Below are 24,151 nucleotides of genomic sequence, written 5' to 3'. Positions count from 1 at the left end.
CATGGTAACGCAAGTGGCAGCCTTAACGCCGCGTAGTTGGCTGAAGGAATTGGCTTTAACGCAACGCAAGCGCTTGCTCGGTGCGGCGCTTTGCGGAGTGCTGGCGGGTAGCCAAACTATCGTTTTGGTCGTAGGGCTTGCATGGCTTATCGAACAGCTGGTGGTGCAGGCTCGCTCGCCGTTAGCCCTTTTGCCTGTGTTTGGTTTGCTAGCTGGCTGTGTGATGCTGCGAGCATTGTTCCAGTGGTGTTATGAGACGCTGAGTTTGGAAGCCAGCCTGCGTATTCGTCAGCTGGCCAGAACGCAGCTGTTGGACAAGCTTTCTGCATTAGGCCCAATATGGTTAACCAGTCAGCATAGCGGCTCTCTAGCCAACCAGGTGGTTGAGCATGTCGATGCCCTGGAAGGCTATTTCGCTCGATTTTATCCCCAGCTGCTAATTACCCTCTTTCTACCTCTCATAATATTGATAGTAGTGGGGTGGCTGGATTATTTAGTGGCTATTTTTCTACTCCTTTCAGCGCCGTTAATTCCTCTTTTTATGGCGCTTGTGGGTATGGGCGCTGAGCGTCTTAATCGCGACCAGTTTGTCGCCGTATCCCGACTGTCTGCCTATTTTATTGACCGCGTGCGCGGCATGACAACGCTACAGCTATTTGGTCGTACCGGCGCTGTGCAGCAGGATGTTTGGTATGCCACCGACGATTATCGCCGCCTAAGTATGCGCACTTTACGTTTGGCCTTTCTCTCTTCAGCAGTCCTTGAGTTCTTTGCCTCAGTGGCGATTGCTGTTGTGGCTATGTACGTGGGGTTTGGGCTGCTGGGCTACATTGACTATGGGCCGTCACCCTCATTGACACTGTTTACGGGGCTAGCCGTACTGCTGTTAGCGCCTGAGTTTTTCCAGCCCTTGCGCACGCTTTCACAGCATTATCATGACCGTGCAGCGGCTCTCGGCGCCGCTGAAAGCGTAGTGAATATATTTAATGTGCCTGACATGGTTAGTGCCAATGAGTACGTGAAGCCAATATCGCGCGCATCGGCTATCGAGTTAACGGCTGCTTGCGCTGCTTACCCTGGGCGTGGCCAGGTTGTAGGGCCTATCGATCTAACCATTCAGCAGGGCGAAGTGGTAGTGATTAGCGGTGAATCGGGAAGCGGTAAGTCGACGCTGCTAGCGTTGCTCGCAGGCTTTGTCGCACCGAGTGCTGGCAAGGTGCGCTGGCAGAGTGCCCGCTACGCCTGGTTGGATCAGCAGCCATGCCTACTATATGGCAGCCTAGAGGAGAACTTGCGCTTAGCGGCGCCAGAAGCTACCCGTGACGAAATGTCGGCCGCGCTTCAGCGTGCAGGCTTGGGCTCTCTCTTGGCGCAGTTGCCTGAAGGCCTAGATACGCTGATTGGTGAGCGTGGCGTGGGCCTGTCGGGCGGGCAGGCGCAGCGCCTGGCTCTCGCTCGTGTATACCTCAGTAATGCCCCGCTAGTGTTATTAGATGAGCCCACGACGAGTTTAGATGTAGAGACTGAGCAGTTTGTATTGACAGCATTGCTAGCGCTAGCCAAAGAGGGACGTTCGCTGGTGATTGCGACCCATCATATGACTGTGATTGCCTCTGCTCAGCGGCATTTTGTGTTTAAAAAGGGCCTGCTGGAAAGGGTCTGCTCATGATGAATATTTATCATGATTTTCGCCCCTGGTTGCGGCTTTTAATACAGCGGCGTCGGCGCTTTTTAATCGGTTCTCTTCTAGTGTGGATTACCTTAATGGCTGGGCTTGCGCTACTGGGACTCTCCGGTTGGTTTATTGCCGCAAGTGCATTAACCGGTATCGCCTTTGCGCTGGGTATTCCGGCGCGGCTAGACGTTTATGTGCCCGGTGGAGGCATTCGCTTTTTCGCGCTTGTGCGCACAGTTGCCCGCTATGTTGAACGGCTCTATAACCACAATACGGTGCTAACGCTGCTGGCTGATCTGCGTTATCGCGTATTCGGCTATTTAACAGGGTTTGACGATGCGCGTCTGCGCGCAGAGCGGGCGAGTGATTGGCTGAGCCGCTTAACGGCTGATATCGACACCTTGGATAATTTTTATTTACGCATACTAGTGCCACCCGTCGTGGCGCTGCTTAGCGTGTTGGCGGTGTCATTGTTCGTGGCTATATGGTTGCCAAGCGTTGCGTTGCTAATGGCGATCACGTTGGGTTTGCTTTGGCTGATAGTGACATTGTTTGCGGCTACCTGGGGGTTTTCGCAAAGCTACCAGCAGGTCGTTGATCAGCAGCTTCTTCGTCGCTTGACTGTCGATCAGGTACAGGCCTGCGCGGAGTTAATTAGTTATCAAAGTTCACAATGGCATCGGGCGCTTATTGCCAGTCAGGAGCAGCAGGCATTTAGTAATCAGCGCTCCTTAGGCCGCAGGACTGCGTTGATAAACTGCTTTGTCGGTGCCGTCAGTGGATTAATGGTGATTGGCGTTTTGTGGCTTGCAAGTCTGGCCTTTCATCAGCAGTGGGTGACGGGCCCTATTTTAGTTATGGCGGTGCTGATTGCGCTAGGTGCTAATGAGGCGTTTATTGCTTTGCCCGCGAGCTTTATGAAACTCGGTGCTAGCTACGCCGCAGTGCGCCGGCTAAATAAATTAACGGCTGGTCGCGAGCCGGTTAACTCGCCCGTTAAGTTGCCAGAAGGCGTAGGTTTAGCCATCACTGCTCGCAAGCTTTCTATAACCTATGCGCAGTCATTTATTCCGGCGTTAAGCGATATCAGCTTTGAATTGCCCGCTGGAAAGCGTGCCGTGATTACCGGCAACTCTGGAGCAGGAAAGTCGTCACTGGCCAGCCTGTTGATGGGGCGCCTAAAAGCAACGCAGGGCGATATTAAGATTGCCGGTATTCATGCGTGGCAACTATCGGCAGAGAGCCGTGCCAGCCGGTTTGCTATGCTCACGCAGCAGGTAGATTTGTTTGATGCCTCGTTAGCAGAAAATCTGCGTATTGCTAGCCCCGACGCGAGCGATGCAATGCTTCATGAGGTATTAAAGGCTGTCGCGCTGCACGACTGGGTAGGTCAACTCCCTAGTGGGTTAGATACTGCGGTAGGTGAAAGGGGGCAGCAGCTTTCGGGTGGACAGGCGCGGCGTGTAGCATTGGCACGCTTGATGCTACGCGATCCTAGCGTGGTCATTCTTGACGAACCTTTCGCCGGCCTCGATGCATCCACTGCTCAGCATATTGCTCACTCGCTGGATCTGTGGCTGGTCAATCGAAGCACTATCTTTTTTATTCATCAGGTTAGCTCGTTGGATCTGCTACCTAGCGTTGAGTATCACTGGCACCTTGATGCCGGTAAGCTTCTTGAATTGGATAAGCGCAGCAGCTAAGACGTGCAACAGTAAGGAGCCCGCAATGCATGATTTTTTACGTGACCTTCCTAAAGTAGAGCTCCACCTGCACATCGAGGGCTCGCTTGAGCCGGAGCTAATGTTTGCTTTGGCGCAGCGCAATGGCATTGATTTGCCTTACGCGACGGTGCAGGAGGCTAAAGATGCCTATCGTTTTAACAACCTGCAGGCGTTTTTGGCTCTTTATTTTCAGGGGATGAATGTGCTCCGCAATGAGGAGGACTTTTATGATCTGGCAATGGACTATTTTAAGCGTGCGCGAGGTGAGGGCGTTGTCCATATAGATATGCACTTTGATCCTCAGGCACACCTTCAGCGCGGCGTGCCGTTAGAAGTCGTGATGACCGGACTGTTAAAGGCCAAGCAAGAGGCTGAGGAAACGCTGGATCTTACGATAGGTTTGATCATGGCTTTTCTGCGTGATCGTCCTGCAGAAGAGGCACTGCATGTGCTGGAGCAGGCGGCGCCTTATTGGAAAATGCTGGATGCCATTGGTTTAGATAGTGCTGAGAAAAACAATCCGCCGGCAAAGTTCGCTGCTGTATTTGATCGTGCTAAACAGCTAGATCTTGTGCGCGTGGCACATGCGGGTGAGGAAGGCCCGGCTGAATATATCAATGATGCATTGGATATTCTTGATGTTCAGCGCATCGACCATGGAGTGCGTTGCTTAGAAAGCGATGAGGTCGTGGCCCGTTTGCGTCGTGAGCAGATTGTTCTCACGGTATGTCCGCTTTCCAATGTCAGTTTGAAGGTGGTTGAAAACCTATGTGACCACCCCCTCCCGAAGCTTTTGGCGGAAGGGCTGAAAGTCACTATTAGCTCAGATGATCCAGCCTACTTTGGCGGCGGCATGCTATCGAATCATTTGGCTTGCGCGGAAGCATTCGGGTGGGATGAGGCAATGTTTCGGCAATTGACCCTAAATGCTATCAATGAAGCCTTCGTTACTCATGATCGGCGTGAGGAATTGCGTGCTCGCTTGGCAGCGCTGTAGGCTTATATCTTTTAAGGTATTAAGCCACTGGTTATTGGCCCTTTAATAGATGTTGTTGAGCCCAATGTGAGGTTTTTGCTAATAAATATGTGATTTGCTGTTGACCCCTTCAGGAAATCGGGTAGTATACGCCACACGTCAACGGGGCACGGCCTCAGCGACCAGCTCTTTAACAATTTGATCAGGTAATTCATGTGGGCGCTTGCTGATGTTGGTGACAAATCACCCAATATCAAGGCAAGCGACTCAAGCAATAAGATTTTAAAGGCATTGCCTTTTTAATCCGTTTTGAATGAATTCGTTTGAACCTTGAGCCAAGTTTGATTCCGCTTTTGTTGTCCTCGGGTGACAAGTAAGGATCACAATGATTGTAAACTGAAGAGTTTGATCATGGCTCAGATTGAACGCTGGCGGCAGGCCTAACACATGCAAGTCGAGCGGTAGCACAGAGAAGCTTGCTTCTTGGGTGACGAGCGGCGGACGGGTGAGTAATGCATAGGAATCTGCCCGATAGTGGGGGATAACCTGGGGAAACCCAGGCTAATACCGCATACGTCCTACGGGAGAAAGGGGGCTTTGGCTCCCGCTATTGGATGAGCCTATGTCGGATTAGCTAGTTGGTAGGGTAAAGGCCTACCAAGGCAACGATCCGTAGCTGGTCTGAGAGGATGATCAGCCACATCGGGACTGAGACACGGCCCGAACTCCTACGGGAGGCAGCAGTGGGGAATATTGGACAATGGGGGCAACCCTGATCCAGCCATGCCGCGTGTGTGAAGAAGGCCTTAGGGTTGTAAAGCACTTTCAGCGAGGAAGAACGCCTAGTGGTTAATACCCATTAGGAAAGACATCACTCGCAGAAGAAGCACCGGCTAACTCCGTGCCAGCAGCCGCGGTAATACGGAGGGTGCAAGCGTTAATCGGAATTACTGGGCGTAAAGCGCGCGTAGGTGGCTTTATAAGCCGGTTGTGAAAGCCCCGGGCTCAACCTGGGAACGGCATCCGGAACTGTGAGGCTAGAGTACAGGAGAGGAAGGTAGAATTCCCGGTGTAGCGGTGAAATGCGTAGAGATCGGGAGGAATACCAGTGGCGAAGGCGGCCTTCTGGACTGATACTGACACTGAGGTGCGAAAGCGTGGGTAGCAAACAGGATTAGATACCCTGGTAGTCCACGCCGTAAACGATGTCGACCAGCCGTTGGGTGCCTAGAGCACTTTGTGGCGAAGTTAACGCGATAAGTCGACCGCCTGGGGAGTACGGCCGCAAGGTTAAAACTCAAATGAATTGACGGGGGCCCGCACAAGCGGTGGAGCATGTGGTTTAATTCGATGCAACGCGAAGAACCTTACCTACCCTTGACATCTATAGAAGATTGCAGAGATGCGATTGTGCCTTCGGGAACTATAAGACAGGTGCTGCATGGCTGTCGTCAGCTCGTGTTGTGAAATGTTGGGTTAAGTCCCGTAACGAGCGCAACCCTTGTCCTTATTTGCCAGCGAGTAATGTCGGGAACTCTAAGGAGACTGCCGGTGACAAACCGGAGGAAGGTGGGGACGACGTCAAGTCATCATGGCCCTTACGGGTAGGGCTACACACGTGCTACAATGGCCGGTACAAAGGGCTGCGAGCTCGCGAGAGTCAGCGAATCCCTTAAAGCCGGTCTCAGTCCGGATCGGAGTCTGCAACTCGACTCCGTGAAGTCGGAATCGCTAGTAATCGTGAATCAGAATGTCACGGTGAATACGTTCCCGGGCCTTGTACACACCGCCCGTCACACCATGGGAGTGGACTGCACCAGAAGTGGTTAGCCTAACGCAAGAGGGCGATCACCACGGTGTGGTTCATGACTGGGGTGAAGTCGTAACAAGGTAGCCGTAGGGGAACCTGCGGCTGGATCACCTCCTTAAACGATGCGTCACAGTCAGTAAGCGTCCACAATGAATTACCTGATCAGATCATAGAGCAAACGGTTTAAGCACGATCCCCTCTTGGGTCTGTAGCTCAGTTGGTTAGAGCGCACTCTCCGCTTTTAGTAAAAAGTAGTGTGAGGTTGGCTAGTTAGCCATGCCTTCGAGGTGATAGTAAACCGGGTCTGTAGCTCAGTTGGTTAGAGCGCACCCCTGATAAGGGTGAGGTCGGCAGTTCAAGTCTGCCCAGACCCACCAAATTTTATCCAATACGGCGTCATTTTATGACTCGCATGAAATGCCATGCTTCACCATAAAATGCCTTGTCTTGAATAAAATTACCCGGAAAGTTGGTTGCTAGATGGGGCCATAGCTCAGCTGGGAGAGCGCCTGCCTTGCACGCAGGAGGTCAGCGGTTCGATCCCGCTTGGCTCCACCATTATTTAGTATCTTAAGTTTTAACCTTAATACCGTTTGTAAATGTTTCGTGACCACTGATAAGTCGCTGTGCTGTTGTTTGTCGCACGTCGCTTTATCACTGTTTATTGAACAGTCGCTCTTTAACAATGTATATCATGCTGACAAGAACACACCGCAAGGTGGGTTCTTATATTGTGATACGTTTTATACGTATCCGGCAAATGAACGTTATCATTGCGAGATACCAGACTCCTTCGGGTTATAGGGTCAAGCAATGAAGCGCACACGGTGGATGCCTAGGCAGTCAGAGGCGATGAAAGACGTGGTAGCCTGCGATAAGGTTCGGTGAGGTGGCAACAACCTGTGACCCGGACATTTCTGAATGGGGAAACCCACTGACCATAAGGTCAGTATCTTACACTGAATACATAGGTGTAAGAGGCGAACCAGGGGAACTGAAACATCTAAGTACCCTGAGGAAAAGAAATCAACCGAGATTCCCCTAGTAGCGGCGAGCGAACGGGGACCAGCCCTTAAGCATGTGACTGATTAGACGAACAGATTGGGAAGTCTGGCCGTAGCAGGTGATAGCCCTGTAGTCGAAAATCTGATCATGTGAAATCGAGTAGGTCGGGGCACGAGAAACCTTGACTGAAGACGGGGGGACCATCCTCCAAGGCTAAATACTCCTGACTGACCGATAGTGAACCAGTACCGTGAGGGAAAGGCGAAAAGAACCCCGGATAGGGGAGTGAAATAGATCCTGAAACCGTGTGCGTACAAGCAGTAGGAGCAGACTTGTTCTGTGACTGCGTACCTTTTGTATAATGGGTCAGCGACTTATATTCAGTGGCGAGGTTAACCGTATAGGGGAGCCGTAGGGAAACCGAGTCTTAACTGGGCGACACAGTCGCTGGATATAGACCCGAAACCGAGCGATCTATCCATGAGCAGGGTGAAGGTTGAGTAACATCAACTGGAGGCCCGAACCAGGATCTGTTGAAAAAGATTTGGATGACTTGTGGATCGGAGTGAAAGGCTAATCAAGCTCGGAGATAGCTGGTTCTCCTCGAAAGCTATTTAGGTAGCGCCTCACGTATTACCGCCGGGGGTAGAGCACTGTTTCGGCTAGGGGGTCATCCCGACTTACCAACCCGAGGCAAACTCCGAATACCGGTGAGTACAGCGTGGGAGACACACGGCGGGTGCTAACGTCCGTCGTGAAAAGGGAAACAACCCAGACCGTCAGCTAAGGTCCCGAAATCCTGGTTAAGTGGGAAACGATGTGGGAAGGCTTAGACAGCTAGGAGGTTGGCTTAGAAGCAGCCATCCTTTAAAGAAAGCGTAATAGCTCACTAGTCGAGTCGGCCTGCGCGGAAGATGTAACGGGGCTAAACCAGGTACCGAAGCTACGGGTTCATTCTTCGGAATGAGCGGTAGAGGAGCGTCGTGTAAGCCAATGAAGGTGGATTGAGAAGTCTGCTGGAGGTATCACGAGTGCGAATGCTGACATGAGTAACGATAAAGGGAGTGAAAAACTCCCTCGCCGGAAGACCAAGGTTTTCTGTTCGATGCTAATCAGAGCAGAGTGAGTCGGCCCCTAAGGCGAGGCCGAAAGGCGTAGTCGATGGAAAACGGGCTAATATTCCCGTACCGGACATGGTTGCGATGGGGGGACGAAGAAGGCTAGGTGAGCCAGGCGTTGGTAGTCCTGGTGAAAGTGAGTAGGCCGAGATCTTAGGAAAATCCGGGATCTTAAAGCCGAGACACGAGATGAACTGACCACGGTCAGGAAGTCACTGATGCCACGCTTCCAGGAAAAGCCTCTAAGCTTCAGATCATGTGCGACCGTACCCCAAACCGACACAGGTGGTCAGGGTGAGAATCCCAAGGCGCTTGAGAGAACTCGGGTGAAGGAACTAGGCAAAATGGTGCCGTAACTTCGGGAGAAGGCACGCCGGCGTAGGGTGAAGAGACTTGCTCTCCTAGCCCGAACCGGTCGAAGATACCAGGTGGCTGCAACTGTTTATTAAAAACACAGCACTCTGCTAACTCGTAAGAGGACGTATAGGGTGTGACGCCTGCCCGGTGCCGGAAGGTTAAATGATGGTGTTAGCCGCAAGGCGAAGCTCTTGATTGAAGCCCCGGTAAACGGCGGCCGTAACTATAACGGTCCTAAGGTAGCGAAATTCCTTGTCGGGTAAGTTCCGACCTGCACGAATGGCGTAATGATGGCCACGCTGTCTCCACCCGAGACTCAGTGAAATTGAAATCGCCGTGAAGATGCGGTGTACCCGCGGCTAGACGGAAAGACCCCGTGAACCTTTACTATAGCTTCACACTGGACGCTGATGTTGCCTGTGTAGGATAGCTGGGAGGCTTTGAACTTCGGACGCCAGTTCGAAGGGAGCCAACCTTGAAATACCAGCCTGGCATCATTGGCGTTCTCACTCAGATCCGTTATCCGGATCGAGGACAGTGTGTGGTGGGTAGTTTGACTGGGGCGGTCTCCTCCTAAAGAGTAACGGAGGAGCACGAAGGTACCCTCAGCACGGTCGGACATCGTGCATTGAGTGCAAGAGCATAAGGGTGCTTGACTGCGAGACAGACACGTCGAGCAGGTGCGAAAGCAGGTTCTAGTGATCCGGTGGTTCTGTATGGAAGGGCCATCGCTCAACGGATAAAAGGTACTCCGGGGATAACAGGCTGATACCGCCCAAGAGTTCACATCGACGGCGGTGTTTGGCACCTCGATGTCGGCTCATCACATCCTGGGGCTGAAGTCGGTCCCAAGGGTATGGCTGTTCGCCATTTAAAGTGGTACGCGAGCTGGGTTTAGAACGTCGTGAGACAGTTCGGTCCCTATCTGCCGTGGGCGTTGGATGTTTGAGAAGGGCTGCTCCTAGTACGAGAGGACCGGAGTGGACGACCCTCTGGTGTTCCGGTTGTCACGCCAGTGGCATTGCCGGGTAGCTATGGTCGGACGGGATAACCGCTGAAAGCATCTAAGCGGGAAGCCCCCTTCAAGATGAGACATCCCTGAGGCCTAGAGCCTCCTGAAGGGCCCAGCGAGACCAGCTGGTTGATAGGCACGGTGTGGAAGCGCTGCAAGGCGTTGAGCTAACGTGTACTAATGGCCCGTGAGGCTTGACCCTATAACACCCAAGGGGTCTGGCTCAAAATGATAACGTGATGATGTTAACGCATCAAAAAAGCCGGATACGCAGCGTGTGGCTAAGCTAACTCACAAAAGTGAGACAGGCAGGTGGCACGTAAAAAGATAAAACAGTCACATCAGCATGATATACCACCAGTTACGCCTGACGACCATAGCACGCGTGAACCACCTGATCCCTTGCCGAACTCAGAAGTGAAACCGCTTAGCGCCGATGGTAGTGTGGGGTCTCCCCATGCGAGAGTAGGTCATCGTCAGGCACTTATATGAAAAATCCCCCAGGGCACATGCCCCGGGGGATTTTTTTTGCCGCCAGAAAAGATAATTACCACCCAGCAATACCGAACAATAAAATAAAACGGGCGACGTAGGCCGCCCAGAGAAAGAATCGCTGATAGGAGGTTTTAATCTCTATGATGCTGGCACTGACCCGCCGCCCAAGTTTCGTAAATGGCACGATCATCCGCTAACATCATCAGCGCAAATAAGCGCTCGCCAAGTGTTGTGCAGTGTTTGATTCGACGACTAAGTAACGATGTCGCCTGTGGATCAATAACAACAAAATCGGCTTCATAGGTAGGCGCTAGTTGGCCGATATGACTATCTAATGAAAGTGCCTTTGCATTGCCGTGAGTTAGCCCGTAATACCCTTGCCAAGCGGTGAGTGGCTGACCTCGTAGCTGCCCAACCTGGTAGGCGCTTTTAAGCGTACCAAAGCCTGAAATGTCTGTGCCTGCACCGATATCGCTGGCGTAGGTAAACGCCATACCGGTTTCTTGAGCAGCGTGACGATCAAACAAACCGCTACCGAGGAACAGGTTGGAGCTGGGGCAAAAAGCGATATTAGCGCCGCGATCTGCTAGACGCTTGCGCATGCCGTTATCGAGATGGATACCATGAGCAAAGGTGCTGCGTGGGCCAACCAGGCCTGCTTCTTCGTATACAGATAAATAGTCTTGGCTGCCGGGAAATAACTCGGCTACCCAGTCGAGCTCGCCACTATTTTCTGCTAAGTGCGTTTGTAACCACAAAGTAGGGTCATTACGCAGTAGCGCTCCGGCGGCGTCCATTTGGATTTTAGTGGAAGTTGGAGCGAAACGTGGTGTCACGCTATAACCCAGGCGCTGCTTGCCGTGCCAGTCCTCAATTAGGCGCACGCTGTCAGCAATACCCGACTGGCCATCCATCAGCGCTTCGGGTGCATTACGATCCATTAGTACTTTGCCCACCAGCATACGCAGATGGCGTTTCTGACACGCGCTGAAGAAAGCATCGACGGACCCCGGATGGCTTGAGCCAAAGACCTGAGCGGTCGTTGTACCTGCTCGCAGCATTTCGTTTAAGAACGCACTGGATAAAGCTTCAGCGTGCGCATGATTGGCAAAGCGACACTCTTCCGGAAACGTGTAGTCGTTTAACCAGTCCAGTAGTTGTCGGCCATACGATGCCATAATATCGAGCTGGACATAGTGCACATGAGTGTCAATAAACCCAGGCATGATTAATTTATCGCGATAGTCCAGCACATGGCTGCCCTCTGGCAGCGAGGGTGCTATCTCTGAAAAGTGTCCCACGGCATGAATGTGCTGGCCTTTTAACCAAAGTAACCCATCGCCGTAGTGCTCAAGGCTACCCGGCTGTGGCGTATCACCATCTCCAGGATCGCGTGCAAAGCTAATCAATTCGGCGCGAATAAGCGTATCGGTAGAGGAAGTCATATCAACTCGTGGCAGTAGAGGATTCGTCAAGTAGTGTTCGCAACGCTTGAGGATCAAGGCCGCGGGTGTCCTGGGGGCTAGGCGTATCTGCCAGCCAAAGCAGCTCAGTGATTGCCGTTAAGGCAATCGCATAGGGCGTCTTATTGCTCAATTTTTTGCCATGTAAGCAGCCGATGGGGCTGCGCACTCGCTGAATTTGCTCAGCTGTAAAACCGTCACGCTGGAGGCGTCCACGAAAGCTTGCCCATTTGCTTTCAGAGCCAATTAACCCAATGGAACCCAGGTCATCTCGCTGAATAAGCGCCGCAATCAGTGCGTAATCTTCATCGTGGTGATGCGTGAGTACCAGTGCATGCGTGCATGACGATAGTTCGGGCACACATTGCTGAGGATCATGAAGCGCTTGATACGTCAGGCGTGGATGCTGTTGCGTGTTTTTGCAAATATTCTCAAAGGCATCACTGCGGCTGTCGTACCAATATAGCTGCCAAGGAAGCGGGGCGCTTAGCTTAACGATTTCACGGCCAACGTGGCCTGCACCAAACACGGCAAGCGTTGCTACCGACCCGGGAAAGGTTTCTAACAGTATGTTGACGAAACCTCCGCAGCACTGGCCGCTGCGTCCACCTAACGAAAAGGCCTCTAAGCTGAGCCCATAGCGTTGTTCTGCTAAGCACGTACGTGCGGCGGCGATGGTTTGCCACTCAAATGTACCGCCGCCTAGCGTATCGAAGATAGCGTCCGCGGTAATGATCATTCGAGCGCCAGGTTCACGGGGGGTCGATCCCGCACTGGTGACCTGAGTCGCAAGAACGTGTGGTGTGCCTGTGCGCTGAAAGTAATCAAGCGCCGCGTGCCATGTGTTGGCAATTTGCAGAGTCACAGCGCTTTCTTCCTAACCAAATTTGCCGCCAGCATAACGCGCTCTGGCGTTGCGGGCGTATCTAAGTGAGGTGATCGCTGATAATCCGTTAGGCTTGAAAGCGCATCACGCAGCGCTGACCATACGCAAATACCAAGCATAAAAGGGGGCTCGCCAACGGCTTTTGAGCGATAGAGACTGGCCATGGAGTTAGGGTGGCCTTCCAACAGAGCAACGTTAAAAACTGTGGGTACGTCGCCAAAGGTAGGGATTTTATAAGTCGCAGGGCCATCTGTAACGAGCACGCCTTTGTCGTTCCATTTAAGTTCTTCGCTCGTCAGCCAGCCCATCCCTTGTATAAAGCCACCTTCTACTTGACCCATATCAATAGCCGGGTTCATTGATTCGCCCACGTCATGCAAGATGTCAACACGATCTACCTGATACTCTCCACTTAGCGTATCCACGCTGACTTCAGCCACCGCCGCGCCAAACGCATAGTAGTAAAAAGGGCGACCCTGGCCGACTGAGCGATCATAGTGAATCAGCGGAGTGGCATAGAAGCCTTTTTCTGATAGCGAAATACGGTGTAGGTAAGCCGTTTGAATCAGCTCGCCCCATGGAATACGACGTTCACTTTCGCCGAAACCCGCTACCAGCATGCCATCTTCCAGGCGCATTCCTTCACGATCTAGCCCATCAGAAAAGTGCTCGGTCGCAAAGTCAAAAAGACGTTCACGGAGCTTGCTCGCCGCATCGCGCGCCGCCATACCATTCAGATCAGCGCCGCTAGACGCAGCGGTTGGTGAGGTGTTGGGAACTTTGTCGGTGCGCGTTGCGCTAATGCGCACATTATCTAAATTTAAGCCCAGCTCACGGGCGACCACTTGGCAAATTTTGGTATGTAGCCCTTGGCCCATCTCCGTGCCACCATGGTTAATCATAACGCTGCCGTCAGTGTATACGTGAAGCAATGCGCCGGCTTGATTGAGGTGCTGGGCGGTAAATGAAATACCAAACTTAACCGGTGTGAGCGCAAGGCCTTTTTTAATCACCGGGCTATTAACATTAAACGTACTGATGGCTTTTCGACGAGCCCAGTAATCACTGTCTTTTTCCAGCGTCTCGACCAGCGTATGAAGAAGTTGGCGCTGATCGACTTGTTGACCGTAGTGAGTAACGTCGCGACCCTCACGATAAAAATTACGTTTTCGGATCGTTAGGGGGTCTTCACCCACGTGGCGAGCGATGTCGTCCATGGCAGCTTCTATGATCATCATGCCCTGGGGGCCACCAAAGCCTCGAAATGCCGTGTTGGACGCCGTATGTGTTTTGGCGCGATGCCCGGTTACTTTTATATCGCCTAGAGAGTAGGCATTGTCGGCATGGAACATCGCGCGATCAACGATAGCGTCGGAAAGATCGGGAGAGTACCCACAGTCACCAATAACGATAATTTCACCGCCTTGAATAACCCCTTGCGAATTAATTGCGAGTTTATAGTGATTATGGAAGGGGTGACGTTTCCCCGTGGCGTGCATATCCTCGCGGCGAGGCAATCGTAAGCGGGTTGCTTTGCCGGTACGACGGGCAATGATGGCGGCTATACAAGCCCAAGGCGATGCCTGGGTTTCTTTTCCTCCAAAGCCTCCACCCATGCGTCGAACTTCAACTGTTACCGCGTGAAAGGGAATACCTAGCACCTCAGCAACGAGCTTTTGTGTTTCACTCGGATGCTGGTTGGAGGTATGCACAATTACGCCTTCATCTTCGGTAGGCAGCACAACGCAAGCCTGCCCTTCTAGATAAAAGTGCTCTTGCCCGCCAATAAACAGATCACCTTCGATCAGTTGCTCTGCATCATGTAACGCTTGTTGCCAGTCTCCACGTTCCTGTATGTGAGTTGGCCGCACAAATTCTTCGCGCTCAGTGGCCGATACGGGATCCAGGCTGGCGGGTTGCTCGTCAACGTCTATCTTCACGAGCGTTACTGCACGACGGGCCGCTTGTAGTGATGTGGCAGCAACGGCAAACAAGCATTGGCCAGCGTAGCTAATGTCTTTATCAACAAAAATAGGATCGCCAGGAAACACCGGGCCTATATCAGTATGACCAGGTACATCGTGAAAGGTGATGACATCGACAACGTCTGCCGCTTGCTTCACAGCGTCAAGGTTAAGCTTGGTTAACGTGCCATGCGCAATGGGGGATAGGCCAAGTGCAATATGCAGTGCATCGGCGGGTGTTTTTAAGTCGTCGATATACGCTGCTTTTCCAGTAACGTGTTTTTCGGCACTTTCATGATAGCTAGCGCTGCCCGCTTGGCGTGAGCCATGGCTATCAACGGTATGGCGGGCTAGCGGACCTGATCCTTGAATATGGTCATGCAGTTCGCGACGGGCACGGATGCTATCGCCATCCAGTTTAGTGAGCGTACGCATGGAGCATGACCTCCTGATCAGGCGCTGAAAGAGTAAGGTAGAGCCGCTCTAGTAGGTTGGCCGCGGCTTGTTGGCGATAGTTCTGACTGCCGCGCACATCTCCCATCGGTTGAAAGTCGCCGACGAGAGCTTCTTGGGCCGCTCGAAAGCTGTCTGGGGAAAGCGGTTGACCCTCGATCGCCGCTTCACTGTTCAAGGCTCTTTTGGGCGTTGCGGCCATACCGCCAAATGCAATGTGTACATCTCGCATAATATTCTTTTCCAGACGATAGCTAAAAGCGCCAAGTATTGCAGAGATATCATCTTCGCGACGCTTGGATAGCTTCCATACCCGTAGCTGTTGGTCTTCAGCAGGCTGGGGAATGAAGATTCGAGAGATAACTTCATCGGCGGCTAACGCAGTTTTTTTATAGTCGAGGAAGAAGTTCTCTAACGGCAAGTAACGACGTCCTTTTGTGTTGGCAAGTTCTACCTGGGCACCTAATACGAGCAGCACTGGCGGTGTATCGCCGATGGGCGAGGCATTAGCGATATTGCCCCCTAGGGTCCCTCGGTTGCGAATCTGCTGAGAGCCCAGCCGGTGCAAAAGGTGAGAAAAAGCGGGTAAGTGCTTTTTAAATAATGGATCGAGCCTGGAATAAGTGACCCCTGCGCCTATCCACCAGCCGGACTGGTTCTCAAACGTTGTATCTTCAATGATTAAAAGCTCGCTAACTCGTGAAATATCAATTAACTGATCAAGAGGTGCCAATCGCTGAGTGCTTTCCAGCCACAGGTCGGTACCGCCCGCCACAAAACGCGCTTCAGGAGCTCTATGACGTAACTGCGTGAGTGCAGCAAGAGATTCTGGCTGGGCAAAAAAAACAGCGCTATCTCCTGACTCGATTAATGGTAGTCCACCTTCTTCCGCGGGCAGCGTGGCGTCAAACCACTGAGGGCGCTCATAAGGCACATCATTCATGCGCAACGCCGCATCGCGGATAGGTCGATAGCCTGTGCAGCGGCACAAATTGCCACCCAGTGTTGCTTCAAGACGCACTTGCGATAGTTCTTGTGAGAGTTTTTGTGAGAGTTCTTGTGGCAGCTCTGGTAATAGCGGAGCAGGTCGTTGGTGTATATCGTCATGCAGCGTAAAAAGAGACATGACAATGCCCGGCGTACAAAAGCCACATTGGCTACCATGGCATTCAATCATTGTTTGTTGTGCCGGGTGTAAGTACTTTTCTTTCGCCAATCCCTCAACGGTAATTAAGTGTCGTCCTTGTAGTTGATGGGCTGGTGTAATACATGCATTAGCGCTACTAAACGTTTGTGTTCCAGTCGTCGATTCACCGATCGCCACGGTACAGGCGCCGCAATCGCCCGATGCGCAGCCTTCTTTAGTGCCTGTTTGAGCCAAATGCTCGCGTAATAAAGTTAAAACGCTCGTATCTGGTGAAACGTCACACCGTTGAAGGGTACCATTGAGTAGGAACGCAATCGTTGCCATGCCAAACTCCACTGTGATCGTATAGATCGGGATTGTGCTGACCAATCGGTCAATGTGAATTGAGCTTGGGACAAAACCTTGCTCCTTGCAAGTGTTTGCTCGCAGCACCGCCGTGGTGCAGGTTTGTGTAAAATGTGACGTTTAAGTGCAGTCAATAACCCTGGCGAATAATGGGTTCCAAGCACGTTAGGAAATCATTTAAGGAACACGTTTGATGACTGCTGTATCTGTCAGCCATGAAGGCTCTAGTCGTGAAAAAATAGAGGCCAGTATTCTTACTGCCGCTGAGCTGGTGTTTTCTCAACACGGTTATCGTGGCGCGAGTTTACAAATAATTGCAGATCGGGCCAGTCTCCCCAAAGCCAATATCCTTTATTATATGGGTAGCAAACAAGCGCTTTATGTGCGGTTACTTAACCGCATGATGTGTCGCTGGAACGAAGTGTTAGAGGACATTACCCCAGAAAGTGATCCAGCCACTGTATTAAGCGATTTTATTCGCACTAAAATGGTGCTTGGTCAGCGTTATCCTGAGGGCTCAAAACTGTTCGCGGCGGAAATTTTAGCGGGCGCGCCCTTTTTAAATGATTACTTGGCTGGAGAGTTGCGTGAATGGGTAACTTCACGCGCCGCGATTATTAGCCAGTGGTCTGCACGGGGAAAAATGGACGATGTAGATCCGAGATGGCTGATTTTTCTAATTTGGTCTTCAACTCAGCACTATACTGAATATAGTGTCCAAGTCAGCGGTATTCTAGGCCGGGATGCATTGACTGAGAGTGACCTGGCATCAATATCGGCTTTTCTAGAACACGTTATTCTAAAAGGTTGCGGTGTTATTCAGGCTAGCTCTGGTGTCTCTTTGGCGGAAACGTGAGCCTGCAATGAGCGTCTTACCCATTGATCAGCATCTTGATGCTATTAAAACCGTTCTAGCCTCCAGCAATCGGCTCATGCTGATTGCTCAGCCGGGAGCGGGCAAAACCACGCGTGTTCCATTAACGCTGCTAACGGCAGAGTGGGCGAAAGGTCAGAAGCTGCTTTTGCTAGAGCCGCGCCGCGTTGCCGCTCGTTTAGCCGCGAGCTTTATGTCTCAGCAGCTGGGTGAGCCGGTTGGGAAAACGGTAGGCTATCGCATGCGTGGTGACAGCTGCGTCAGTGCGCAAACGCGTTTAGAGGTAGTGACTCAGGGCGTGCTCACGCGGATGCTGCAAGATGATCCGCTGTTAGAAGGCGTTGCCGGTATCATCTTTGATGAATTTCATGAGCGCAGCGTCGATGCCGATGTCGGGCTGGCGCTGGCATTAGATGTTCAAGCCAGCATTCGTGACGATTTGCGTCTGCTGGTGATGTCGGCAACGCTAGATGTTGACGCTCTCAAACGAGTGCTGGGCGATCAGGTTCCTGTTATTGAGTGCCAAGGGCGTCAGTATCCCGTAGCAACCGCTTATCGTCCTGGTCTAAGCGGTGAAAGTGATGCCAGCCATGCGCTGCGCGTGGTCAACGAAGCGCTTTCAATGCCAGGCACGCAAGATGTGCTGGTGATTTTACCCGGGGTTGCAGAGATCAATCGTGTCGTTGCCGCCCTGAGCATCGCTATGCCTCATATGATGGTACGGCCGCTGCACGGAAGGATGAGTATTGCTGAGCAGCAGGCGGTTTTAGCACCCAATGCTTCGCAGCAACGCATTATTGTTTCTACTGCCATTACTGAATCGAGCATTACCGTTGATGGAATGAACGTAGTCATTGATGGTGGCCTAGAGCGGGTGCCCCTTTTTCATCCGCGAAGCGGGTTAACCCGACTAACGACGCGGCGCATTAACCGAGCGAGCGCTGATCAGCGCAGGGGGCGGGCAGGGCGCCAGCGTGAGGGGATATGTTTTCGGCTTTGGGCGCAAGAGCAGACGCTGACCCCTTATGGCGAGCCGGAAATTCAGCAAGCGGATCTTTCCGCCGTTGTGCTTGAACTGGCCTGTTGGGGAGTTTCGTCGCCAGACGATTTGCTGTGGGTCACACCGCCGCCAAAAGGCGCTTGGTCTAGCGGTCAGGCGCTGCTGATACGGCTAGGCGTATTAGATCGACACCACAAGTTAACCTCGCTAGGTGCTCGCTGTGCCAAGTGGCCGGTAGCACCCCGGATAGCCGCAATGCTAGAGCGTGCCGGTGATTTAACAGCGCTGCCGCTGGCCTGTGGCCTGGCAGCGCTGCTGGAAGGGCGCGACGCGCAGGGTTCTCTGGCTGACGAATTAGCACAGCGGCTTCGCCAGCCTAAGCATTTTCCAAGCTGGCAGCGTGAGGCGCTAAGGCTGGCTAAAAAAGCAGGCGTGCGGATGAGCGGCGCGGTGCTAGAGCCCATAGGCCCTCTTTTAGCGCTGGCCTATCCTGAGCGTATTGGCCAGCAAATAAGCCCTGGCCAATTTCGGCTCGCCAATGGAAAAACGGCCACGCTGTCGTTAAGTAATTCCCTGGCACATCAGACATATATAGTGGCGGTCGCGATCAATAGCGCGGCAAATGGCCAGGTGCGAATAGTCACAGGCGAGTCGTTAACGCTAGCGTCACTGTGCTCCCTATATCCTGACGTTAGCCGGTGGCAGTCACGGGTTGCATGGTCGCAGGACCAGGGCCGCTTGGTTGGTGAAGAAGTACAGGCGCACGGCAGCCTTGTAATTGCTCGGCGGCCTCTAGCCCACTTGCCCGAAGAGGCCGTGAAGCAGGCGCTGCTGAGCGCGCTTCGACAGCAGCCAGGGTGGTTGCTAGGCGATCAGCTCCAGTCGCTGCGAGGCAGGATGGCACTGTTGAATGACAGTGTTGGAGCGCCGTGGCCGGATTGGTCGGAGGAGGCGTTATTAGCATCGCTAGAACGATGGTTGGCTCCCTACTTAAGCGGCGTCAATCGGCTGAGTCAAATTGAGAAATTGCCGCTAGGGAGCTATTTGCTTAATACATTGACGTGGGAACAGCAGCGCGAGTTTGACCAGCTAGCGCCGTTAGCGCTCGATGTGCCCAGTGGTAAGCAGATTGGTTTGGATTATTTGCCTTGCCTTACACAGCGCCCGCCAGTGCTCGCTTTAAAGTTACAAGAAGCGTTTGGTTGGCGGAAAACGCCGACGGTGGCGAATGGAGCCGTTGCAGTGATGATTCATTTGCTTTCGCCTGCGCGCAGGCCACTGCAAGTCACCCAGGATTTAGTCAGCTTCTGGCAAAATGGTTATCCAGGCGTGCGCAAGGAAATGCGCGGCCGATATCCCAAGCACCCATGGCCGGAAGACCCGCTAACGGCGCTTGCGACGTCGTATACTAAGAAGCGAGGTCAGCCGTGAGCTGACCTCGTTTATGCTAGCCAAACTATTTTTATTCACTGCATCTTTATTCACTGCGGGTATCCGGGATTTCATCGGGAATGCGATATCGTACCCCATCAGCTTGTTGTTCTTCATAGCGTTGATTTTCATCATCGGGCACCACGCCAATGACGGTTTCCTTCGAGCCATCTGGCCAAGTGTAAGTAGTGCAGCCGGCCAATAGTAAAAGCGGTGCAAGAGCTAAGCCGCTTTTGATGCGCAACGTAGGGCGACGCTTAATCATGAGGCACTCCATCGGGTGGTGCGATTCGTATAAGTTAGCGTTGATTATTACACATCTAAAACTATAGATTTGCATCTGTCTGCATGTAAATGCATAGATATCTTCCCTGAGCTGCAGATTATTCGCTTTGTTTACTGAGATGATGTCGACCAGAACATTCTGTCGTTGTGATGGGGTTTTTGTAAGTTTGGTGGGTGCTTGTCAAAGAGGCTGGTGGTGTCGTTAATATGCATCACTATACGCCATTAGCTTATTAGGGGTATAAGGGTGTACAATTTTCGTCTAGCAATTTACACGCTTAATGAGGAGTTTTATGAGCTCAACGGGGGCGTTAATTTTATTAGTGGTGGCGATGGCTGCCGTTATCGGTCTGTGCCTGTATGCATGGCGCTTGCGTAAAGAGGTTGCTCGCAGAGAAGCGTATCGACGCGATGAAGACAGTCGTGCGCTGCAGAACAGTTTGGAAAATCTCGACTATGTGGCGAGTGCGTTAGTGCAGCAGCAGGTCGATATAACCGAGGGGGCTTGGCGTTGTAAGGTGCTGCTAGAGATCATTGATCCTAGCTTGGCTGAAAGGCCAGAATTTCAAGCATTTAGTGAGCACTTTAATCGTACGAGACATTTGAAAACTCACTCGGCTCGTCAGCAGCTGACAGCCCGTGAACGTATGCAAGAAGATAAAGAAAGATTAGCAGCAGAAGATGATATGCGAGAAGCGGTAGTGGAGGCGGCTAAAGCTGTATTAGAATGGCGGGCCAAAGGTGCAGATGCATTGCATTGAGATTATATTAAGAAATATCAGTTTTGTGCGGTATTGAGCCGCCAAAAGGCATCGCAAATTTTTTAGTGCCCATTGTGGCATTTTTGCTATGCTGAATGATGTCGGTATTGGCAAGAAGTTGATATCTTGGCATTGTTGCCTTCTTGCGCTTAAGCGTTAATGATAGGCACACCGTTTCGTTATGATTGAGTGCGCTGTACTTAGTAATGCGAAACAGGCGAAAAATGGATGCTCTCGCAAATAAGAAGCATTGGATAGATTTGGTCACTTATGACCATTTCAGCATTGGATCAAGAAGGAGTCTTGCATGAAAAAATCAACGACTGGCTTGCTAATCGGTTCCGCACTGGTAGTAGGTCTATCTGGCTGTGCCAGCTCGGCCTCTCAGTCTTCCGGCCAATCAAGCGCTAGTAATGCTAGCAGTGACAGCAGCTGGTACAACCATCCGTTTGTTTGCGGTTTGGCAGGCAGTGTTATCGCTGGCAGCATTGGCTATGCAGTTAGCAGTGATTCTGACGAAGAAAGTGGTGCCGCTACCGGCGCTGTTGTTGGTGGTGCTATTGGTGGTCTGCTGTGTGCTGATCGTACGCCTGAGCCTGTCGCTCCTCAGTGCCCTAGCTTCGGTGAAGTGCCTGCTGGCGTTGCAGTTGACGCACAGGGCTGCCCGCTAGATTCTGATGGTGATGGTGTGCCTGATTTCCGTGATCAGTGCCCAGGCACACCTGCTGGCGTAGAAGTTAACGCTAGCGGTTGCCCGCTTGATTCCGACAACGACGGTGTGCCTGACTATCGTGACCAGTGCCCGAACACCCCTGCAGGCGTAGAAGTTAATGCCCTGGGTTGCCCGGACAGCGTTGTACTGCGTGACGTTAACTTTGAATTTGACTCTGCAGATTTGACTTCTAATGCACGTAACGTACTTAACGGTGTTGCTGAGCGTCTAGTAAATAACACCGACGTACGTGTAAGCATCGAAGGTCACACTGATTCACGTGGTCCTGATGCGTACAACAAAAACTTGTCACAAGAGCGTGCCGAGTCTGTTGCGCGCTACCTAGCTAGCCGCGGTGTAGCTTCTAACCGCATGCAGTCTGTAGGTTTCGGTGAAGAGCAGCCAGTTGCTTCTAACGAAACTGAAGAAGGTCGCTTCGAGAACCGTCGTGTAGAATTGGACGAGTGGAAGTAATCACACCTATTTTTGCTGGTTGTGCTAAGCGCAGATAGCGATTAGTCAGCAAGAGTTTGGTACAGAAGCGGGAGGCCTTGGCCTCCCGTTTTTATTTTGAGGCAGCGCTAAGTCTGTTAGGCTTGCCGCTGTTTATGTTGTTAAGCTCTTTGCCTCCCAAGACCATTGATAGCGATATGTGATCCTTGGTATGGATCACCACTGCGCTCAAGGAATCTGAATGCCTATTGTGACTCTGCCTGATGGCAGTCAAAAAACGTTTGAAGCGCCGCTAACCATTATGCAGCTTGCAGAATCCATTGGCCCTGGTTTGGCTAAGGCCTGCATTGCTGGAAAGATTGATGGTGTGCTGGTCGATGCAGCTGATCTGATTGAGCAAGATGCCCGCGTATCAATTATTACTGCTCGGGATGATGAAGGCGTAGAAATTATTCGTCACTCCTGTGCCCATTTAATTGGTCATGCGGTTAAGCAGATGTATCCTGCTGCCAAAATGGCCATTGGGCCGGTCATCGATGACGGCTTTTATTATGATATTGAGTTTGGCCAATCTATCACGCCAGATGATCTAGAAGCGATCGAAGCGCGAATGCAGTCTCTGATTGAGCGCGAGTACGATGTGGTGCGCGAATACGTAGATCGCGATCAGGCTATGCAGGCATTTGTGCAGCGTGATGAGCCCTATAAGCAGGATATTATTAGCGGTATTCCTGATGGCGCCTCCATCCGCCTTTATCATCATGAAGAATATACCGACATGTGCCGCGGCCCGCACGTGCCGAATACTCGCCATTTAAAGGCCTTTAAGCTTACTAAGCTAGCGGGGGCCTATTGGCGTGGCGATGCCTCTAATACCATGCTGACCCGCATCTATGGCACGGCTTGGGGCGATAAAAAGCAGCTAAAGGCTTATCTCAAGCGTTTGGAAGAAGCTGAAAAGCGTGACCACCGCAAGCTTGCCCGTAAAATGGACTTGTTCCATATTCAGGAAGAAGCGCCGGGCATGGTGTTTTGGCACCCTAATGGCTGGACTATGTACCAGGCATTGGAAGAGTACATGCGCAATGTTCAGCGCGAGCATGGCTATCAAGAAATTAAAACGCCGCAGGTAGTCGATTTATCGCTATGGAAAAAATCAGGCCACTGGGGACACTACAGTGAGCTGATGTTTACCACGGAGTCTGAAAAGCGCGAATACGCTGTTAAGCCTATGAACTGTCCTTGCCACGTGCAGGTGTTTAATCAAGGCTTGAAGAGTTACCGTGACCTGCCGCTGCGCCTAGCTGAATTTGGCAGCTGCCATCGTAATGAGCCTTCTGGTTCGCTGCATGGCCTGATGCGCGTGCGTGGTTTTACTCAGGACGATGCGCATATCTTTTGTACTGAGGGGCAGATTCAAGCGGAAGCGGAAGATTTTATAGCGCTGACGCTGCAAGTGTACAAAACGCTTGGCTTTGACGACGTAGAGTTAAAGCTTTCAACTCGCCCAGAGGATTTCCTGGGAGAGGCTGAAATGTGGGATCAGGCAGAGCAAGGGCTTGAAGCTGCATTGAACGCAACGGGGCTTGAGTGGGATCTTCAGCCGGGTGAAGGGGCATTTTATGGCCCAAAAATTGAATTTGCATTGCGCGATTGTCTGAATCGTGTGTGGCAATGTGGTACCCTACAGCTCGACTTTAACTTGCCAGGGCGTTTAGGGGCTCAGTACGTTGATGAAGACGGCGCACGAAAAACCCCTGTGATGCTCCACCGCGCGATTTTAGGCTCCTTCGAGCGTTTCTTGGGGATTCTAATTGAGCATTATGCTGGCGCTATGCCATTATGGCTTGCCCCACAGCAAGCGGTGGTTATGATCATTACCGATTCGCAGCGCGAATATGCGCTTGAATTGGAGAAACGACTGCAAAAAAGTGGCTTACGCGTTAAAGCGGACTTGAGGAACGAGAAGATCGGCTTTAAAATCCGTGAGCATACGTTACAGAAAGTTCCCTATCTCCTTGTGGTGGGAGATAAGGAAGTCGAAGCTGACTCAGTGGCCGTGCGAACTCGCAGCGGCGAAAACCTCGGTACTATGACGGTCGATGAATTTATTGAACGCCACACCGCCGAGAGAGCAGCCCTGGCGACATCGTCAATTGCCTAAGGAGACGGAGCGATCAAGCGAAGCAACCAGAGAGGGCGTCC

General features: G+C 52.0%; 13 protein-coding genes, 2 tRNA genes and 3 rRNA genes. 13 read left to right on the top strand and 5 right to left on the bottom strand.

The genetic code is table 11. The annotated features are described in order from the left end of the window. Nucleotide 1 precedes the first annotated feature (1 nt). From cydD to rrf, 8 genes are all read left to right on the top strand, one after another. A complete protein-coding gene (gene cydD, locus KUO20_RS08415) occupies nucleotides 2-1,669 on the top strand; it encodes a thiol reductant ABC exporter subunit CydD (RefSeq protein ID WP_235039442.1) in 1,668 nt (555 codons plus the stop codon). After that, nucleotides 1,666-3,378: a thiol reductant ABC exporter subunit CydC gene (cydC, locus tag KUO20_RS08410; protein ID WP_235039441.1), complete on the top strand. Its 1,713-nt coding sequence runs from the start codon at nucleotides 1,666-1,668 to the stop codon at nucleotides 3,376-3,378. The genes cydD and cydC overlap by 4 nt, the downstream gene beginning before the upstream one ends. Nucleotides 3,379-3,403: 25 nt before the next feature. After that, on the top strand, nucleotides 3,404-4,396 hold the full coding sequence (locus tag KUO20_RS08405; RefSeq protein ID WP_235039440.1) for an adenosine deaminase: 993 nt from the start codon (nucleotides 3,404-3,406) through the stop codon (nucleotides 4,394-4,396). A gap of 372 nt (nucleotides 4,397-4,768) precedes the next feature. After that, a 16S ribosomal RNA gene (locus KUO20_RS08400) occupies nucleotides 4,769-6,303 on the top strand. Between the two features lie 182 nt (nucleotides 6,304-6,485). Then, nucleotides 6,486-6,562: transfer RNA gene (locus KUO20_RS08395), tRNA-Ile, on the top strand. 105 nt (nucleotides 6,563-6,667) lie between these two features. Further along, nucleotides 6,668-6,743, top strand: a tRNA-Ala gene (locus KUO20_RS08390). 246 nt (nucleotides 6,744-6,989) lie between these two features. Beyond that, nucleotides 6,990-9,879: ribosomal RNA gene (locus KUO20_RS08385) — 23S ribosomal RNA — on the top strand. Nucleotides 9,880-10,043: 164 nt separating this feature from the next. After that, a 5S ribosomal RNA gene (gene rrf / locus KUO20_RS08380) occupies nucleotides 10,044-10,159 on the top strand. Together the 16S, 23S and 5S rRNA genes with 2 tRNA genes alongside form the textbook arrangement of a ribosomal RNA operon. 144 nt (nucleotides 10,160-10,303) lie before the next feature. On the opposite strand, the gene guaD is transcribed toward rrf, so the two are convergent. From guaD to xdhA, 4 genes are read right to left on the bottom strand one after another with little or no spacing between them, the layout of a single operon-like run. Next, nucleotides 10,304-11,617 carry a guanine deaminase gene (gene guaD / locus KUO20_RS08375; RefSeq protein ID WP_235039439.1) on the bottom strand — a complete coding sequence of 438 codons (1,314 nt, stop codon included), beginning with the start codon at nucleotides 11,615-11,617 and terminating at the stop codon, nucleotides 10,304-10,306. 1 nt (nucleotide 11,618) lies between these two features. After that, nucleotides 11,619-12,500 carry a xanthine dehydrogenase accessory protein XdhC gene (gene xdhC / locus KUO20_RS08370; RefSeq protein WP_235039438.1) on the bottom strand — a complete coding sequence of 294 codons (882 nt, stop codon included), beginning with the start codon at nucleotides 12,498-12,500 and terminating at the stop codon, nucleotides 11,619-11,621. Continuing rightward, a complete protein-coding gene (gene xdhB, locus KUO20_RS08365; protein ID WP_235042389.1) occupies nucleotides 12,497-14,920 on the bottom strand; it encodes a xanthine dehydrogenase molybdopterin binding subunit in 2,424 nt (807 codons plus the stop codon). The genes xdhC and xdhB overlap by 4 nt, the downstream gene beginning before the upstream one ends. Further along, the gene (gene xdhA / locus KUO20_RS08360; protein WP_235042388.1) at nucleotides 14,904-16,409 is read right to left on the bottom strand and encodes a xanthine dehydrogenase small subunit; all 1,506 of its coding nucleotides are present in this window, start codon (nucleotides 16,407-16,409) and stop codon (nucleotides 14,904-14,906) included. Before xdhA ends, xdhB begins: the two co-directional genes overlap by 17 nt. A 214-nt stretch (nucleotides 16,410-16,623) precedes the next feature. On the opposite strand from xdhA, the gene KUO20_RS08355 reads away from it, so the two are divergent. Next, nucleotides 16,624-17,286 carry a TetR family transcriptional regulator C-terminal domain-containing protein gene (locus KUO20_RS08355; RefSeq protein WP_235042387.1) on the top strand — a complete coding sequence of 221 codons (663 nt, stop codon included), beginning with the start codon at nucleotides 16,624-16,626 and terminating at the stop codon, nucleotides 17,284-17,286. 7 nt (nucleotides 17,287-17,293) lie between these two features. Continuing rightward, nucleotides 17,294-19,735: an ATP-dependent helicase HrpB gene (hrpB, locus tag KUO20_RS08350; RefSeq protein ID WP_235042386.1), complete on the top strand. Its 2,442-nt coding sequence runs from the start codon at nucleotides 17,294-17,296 to the stop codon at nucleotides 19,733-19,735. Nucleotides 19,736-19,781: 46 nt separating this feature from the next. Here the strand turns inward: hrpB and KUO20_RS08345 are convergent, their stop codons facing one another. Then, entirely contained in the window at nucleotides 19,782-20,000 is a 219-nt protein-coding gene (locus tag KUO20_RS08345) for a hypothetical protein (protein ID WP_235042385.1), read from the bottom strand. A 313-nt stretch (nucleotides 20,001-20,313) separates the two neighbouring features. Between KUO20_RS08345 and KUO20_RS08340 the strand changes: the two genes are divergently transcribed. The 3 genes from KUO20_RS08340 to thrS all read left to right on the top strand — a co-directional run bounded on the left by KUO20_RS08340 (nucleotide 20,314) and on the right by thrS (nucleotide 24,110). Then, nucleotides 20,314-20,781: a DUF2489 domain-containing protein gene (locus KUO20_RS08340; protein WP_235042384.1), complete on the top strand. Its 468-nt coding sequence runs from the start codon at nucleotides 20,314-20,316 to the stop codon at nucleotides 20,779-20,781. Nucleotides 20,782-21,088: 307 nt separating this feature from the next. Beyond that, nucleotides 21,089-21,967, top strand: a complete 879-nt coding sequence (locus KUO20_RS08335; RefSeq protein WP_235042383.1) for an OmpA family protein — start codon at nucleotides 21,089-21,091, stop codon at nucleotides 21,965-21,967. A gap of 220 nt (nucleotides 21,968-22,187) precedes the next feature. Further along, nucleotides 22,188-24,110 (top strand): threonine--tRNA ligase, encoded by a 1,923-nt coding sequence (gene thrS, locus KUO20_RS08330; RefSeq protein ID WP_235042382.1) that lies wholly within the window; start codon nucleotides 22,188-22,190, stop codon nucleotides 24,108-24,110. Nucleotides 24,111-24,151 lie beyond the last annotated feature (41 nt).

It is taken from the genome of Vreelandella profundi (assembly GCF_019722725.1).
Lineage (GTDB): Bacteria > Pseudomonadota > Gammaproteobacteria > Pseudomonadales > Halomonadaceae > Vreelandella > Vreelandella profundi.
Note: the sequence above shows the minus strand (reverse complement) of the source record. Positions and strands in the feature narration are given on the sequence as shown.

Excerpts from the sequence above, each read along its gene's own strand:
- thrS (WP_235042382.1), top strand. The coding sequence starts at position 22,188 with ATGCCTATTGTGACTCTGCCTGATGGCAGTCAAAAAACGTTTGAAGCG.
- KUO20_RS08355 (WP_235042387.1), top strand. The coding sequence starts at position 16,624 with ATGACTGCTGTATCTGTCAGCCATGAAGGCTCTAGTCGTGAAAAAATA.
- xdhA (WP_235042388.1), bottom strand. The coding sequence starts at position 16,409 with ATGGCAACGATTGCGTTCCTACTCAATGGTACCCTTCAACGGTGTGAC.
- KUO20_RS08345 (WP_235042385.1), bottom strand. The coding sequence starts at position 20,000 with ATGATTAAGCGTCGCCCTACGTTGCGCATCAAAAGCGGCTTAGCTCTT.
- cydC (WP_235039441.1), top strand. The coding sequence starts at position 1,666 with ATGATGAATATTTATCATGATTTTCGCCCCTGGTTGCGGCTTTTAATA.
- cydD (WP_235039442.1), top strand. The coding sequence starts at position 2 with ATGGTAACGCAAGTGGCAGCCTTAACGCCGCGTAGTTGGCTGAAGGAA.
- KUO20_RS08405 (WP_235039440.1), top strand. The coding sequence starts at position 3,404 with ATGCATGATTTTTTACGTGACCTTCCTAAAGTAGAGCTCCACCTGCAC.
- guaD (WP_235039439.1), bottom strand. The coding sequence starts at position 11,617 with ATGACTTCCTCTACCGATACGCTTATTCGCGCCGAATTGATTAGCTTT.
- hrpB (WP_235042386.1), top strand. The coding sequence starts at position 17,294 with ATGAGCGTCTTACCCATTGATCAGCATCTTGATGCTATTAAAACCGTT.
- KUO20_RS08340 (WP_235042384.1), top strand. The coding sequence starts at position 20,314 with ATGAGCTCAACGGGGGCGTTAATTTTATTAGTGGTGGCGATGGCTGCC.
- KUO20_RS08335 (WP_235042383.1), top strand. The coding sequence starts at position 21,089 with ATGAAAAAATCAACGACTGGCTTGCTAATCGGTTCCGCACTGGTAGTA.
- xdhB (WP_235042389.1), bottom strand. The coding sequence starts at position 14,920 with ATGCGTACGCTCACTAAACTGGATGGCGATAGCATCCGTGCCCGTCGC.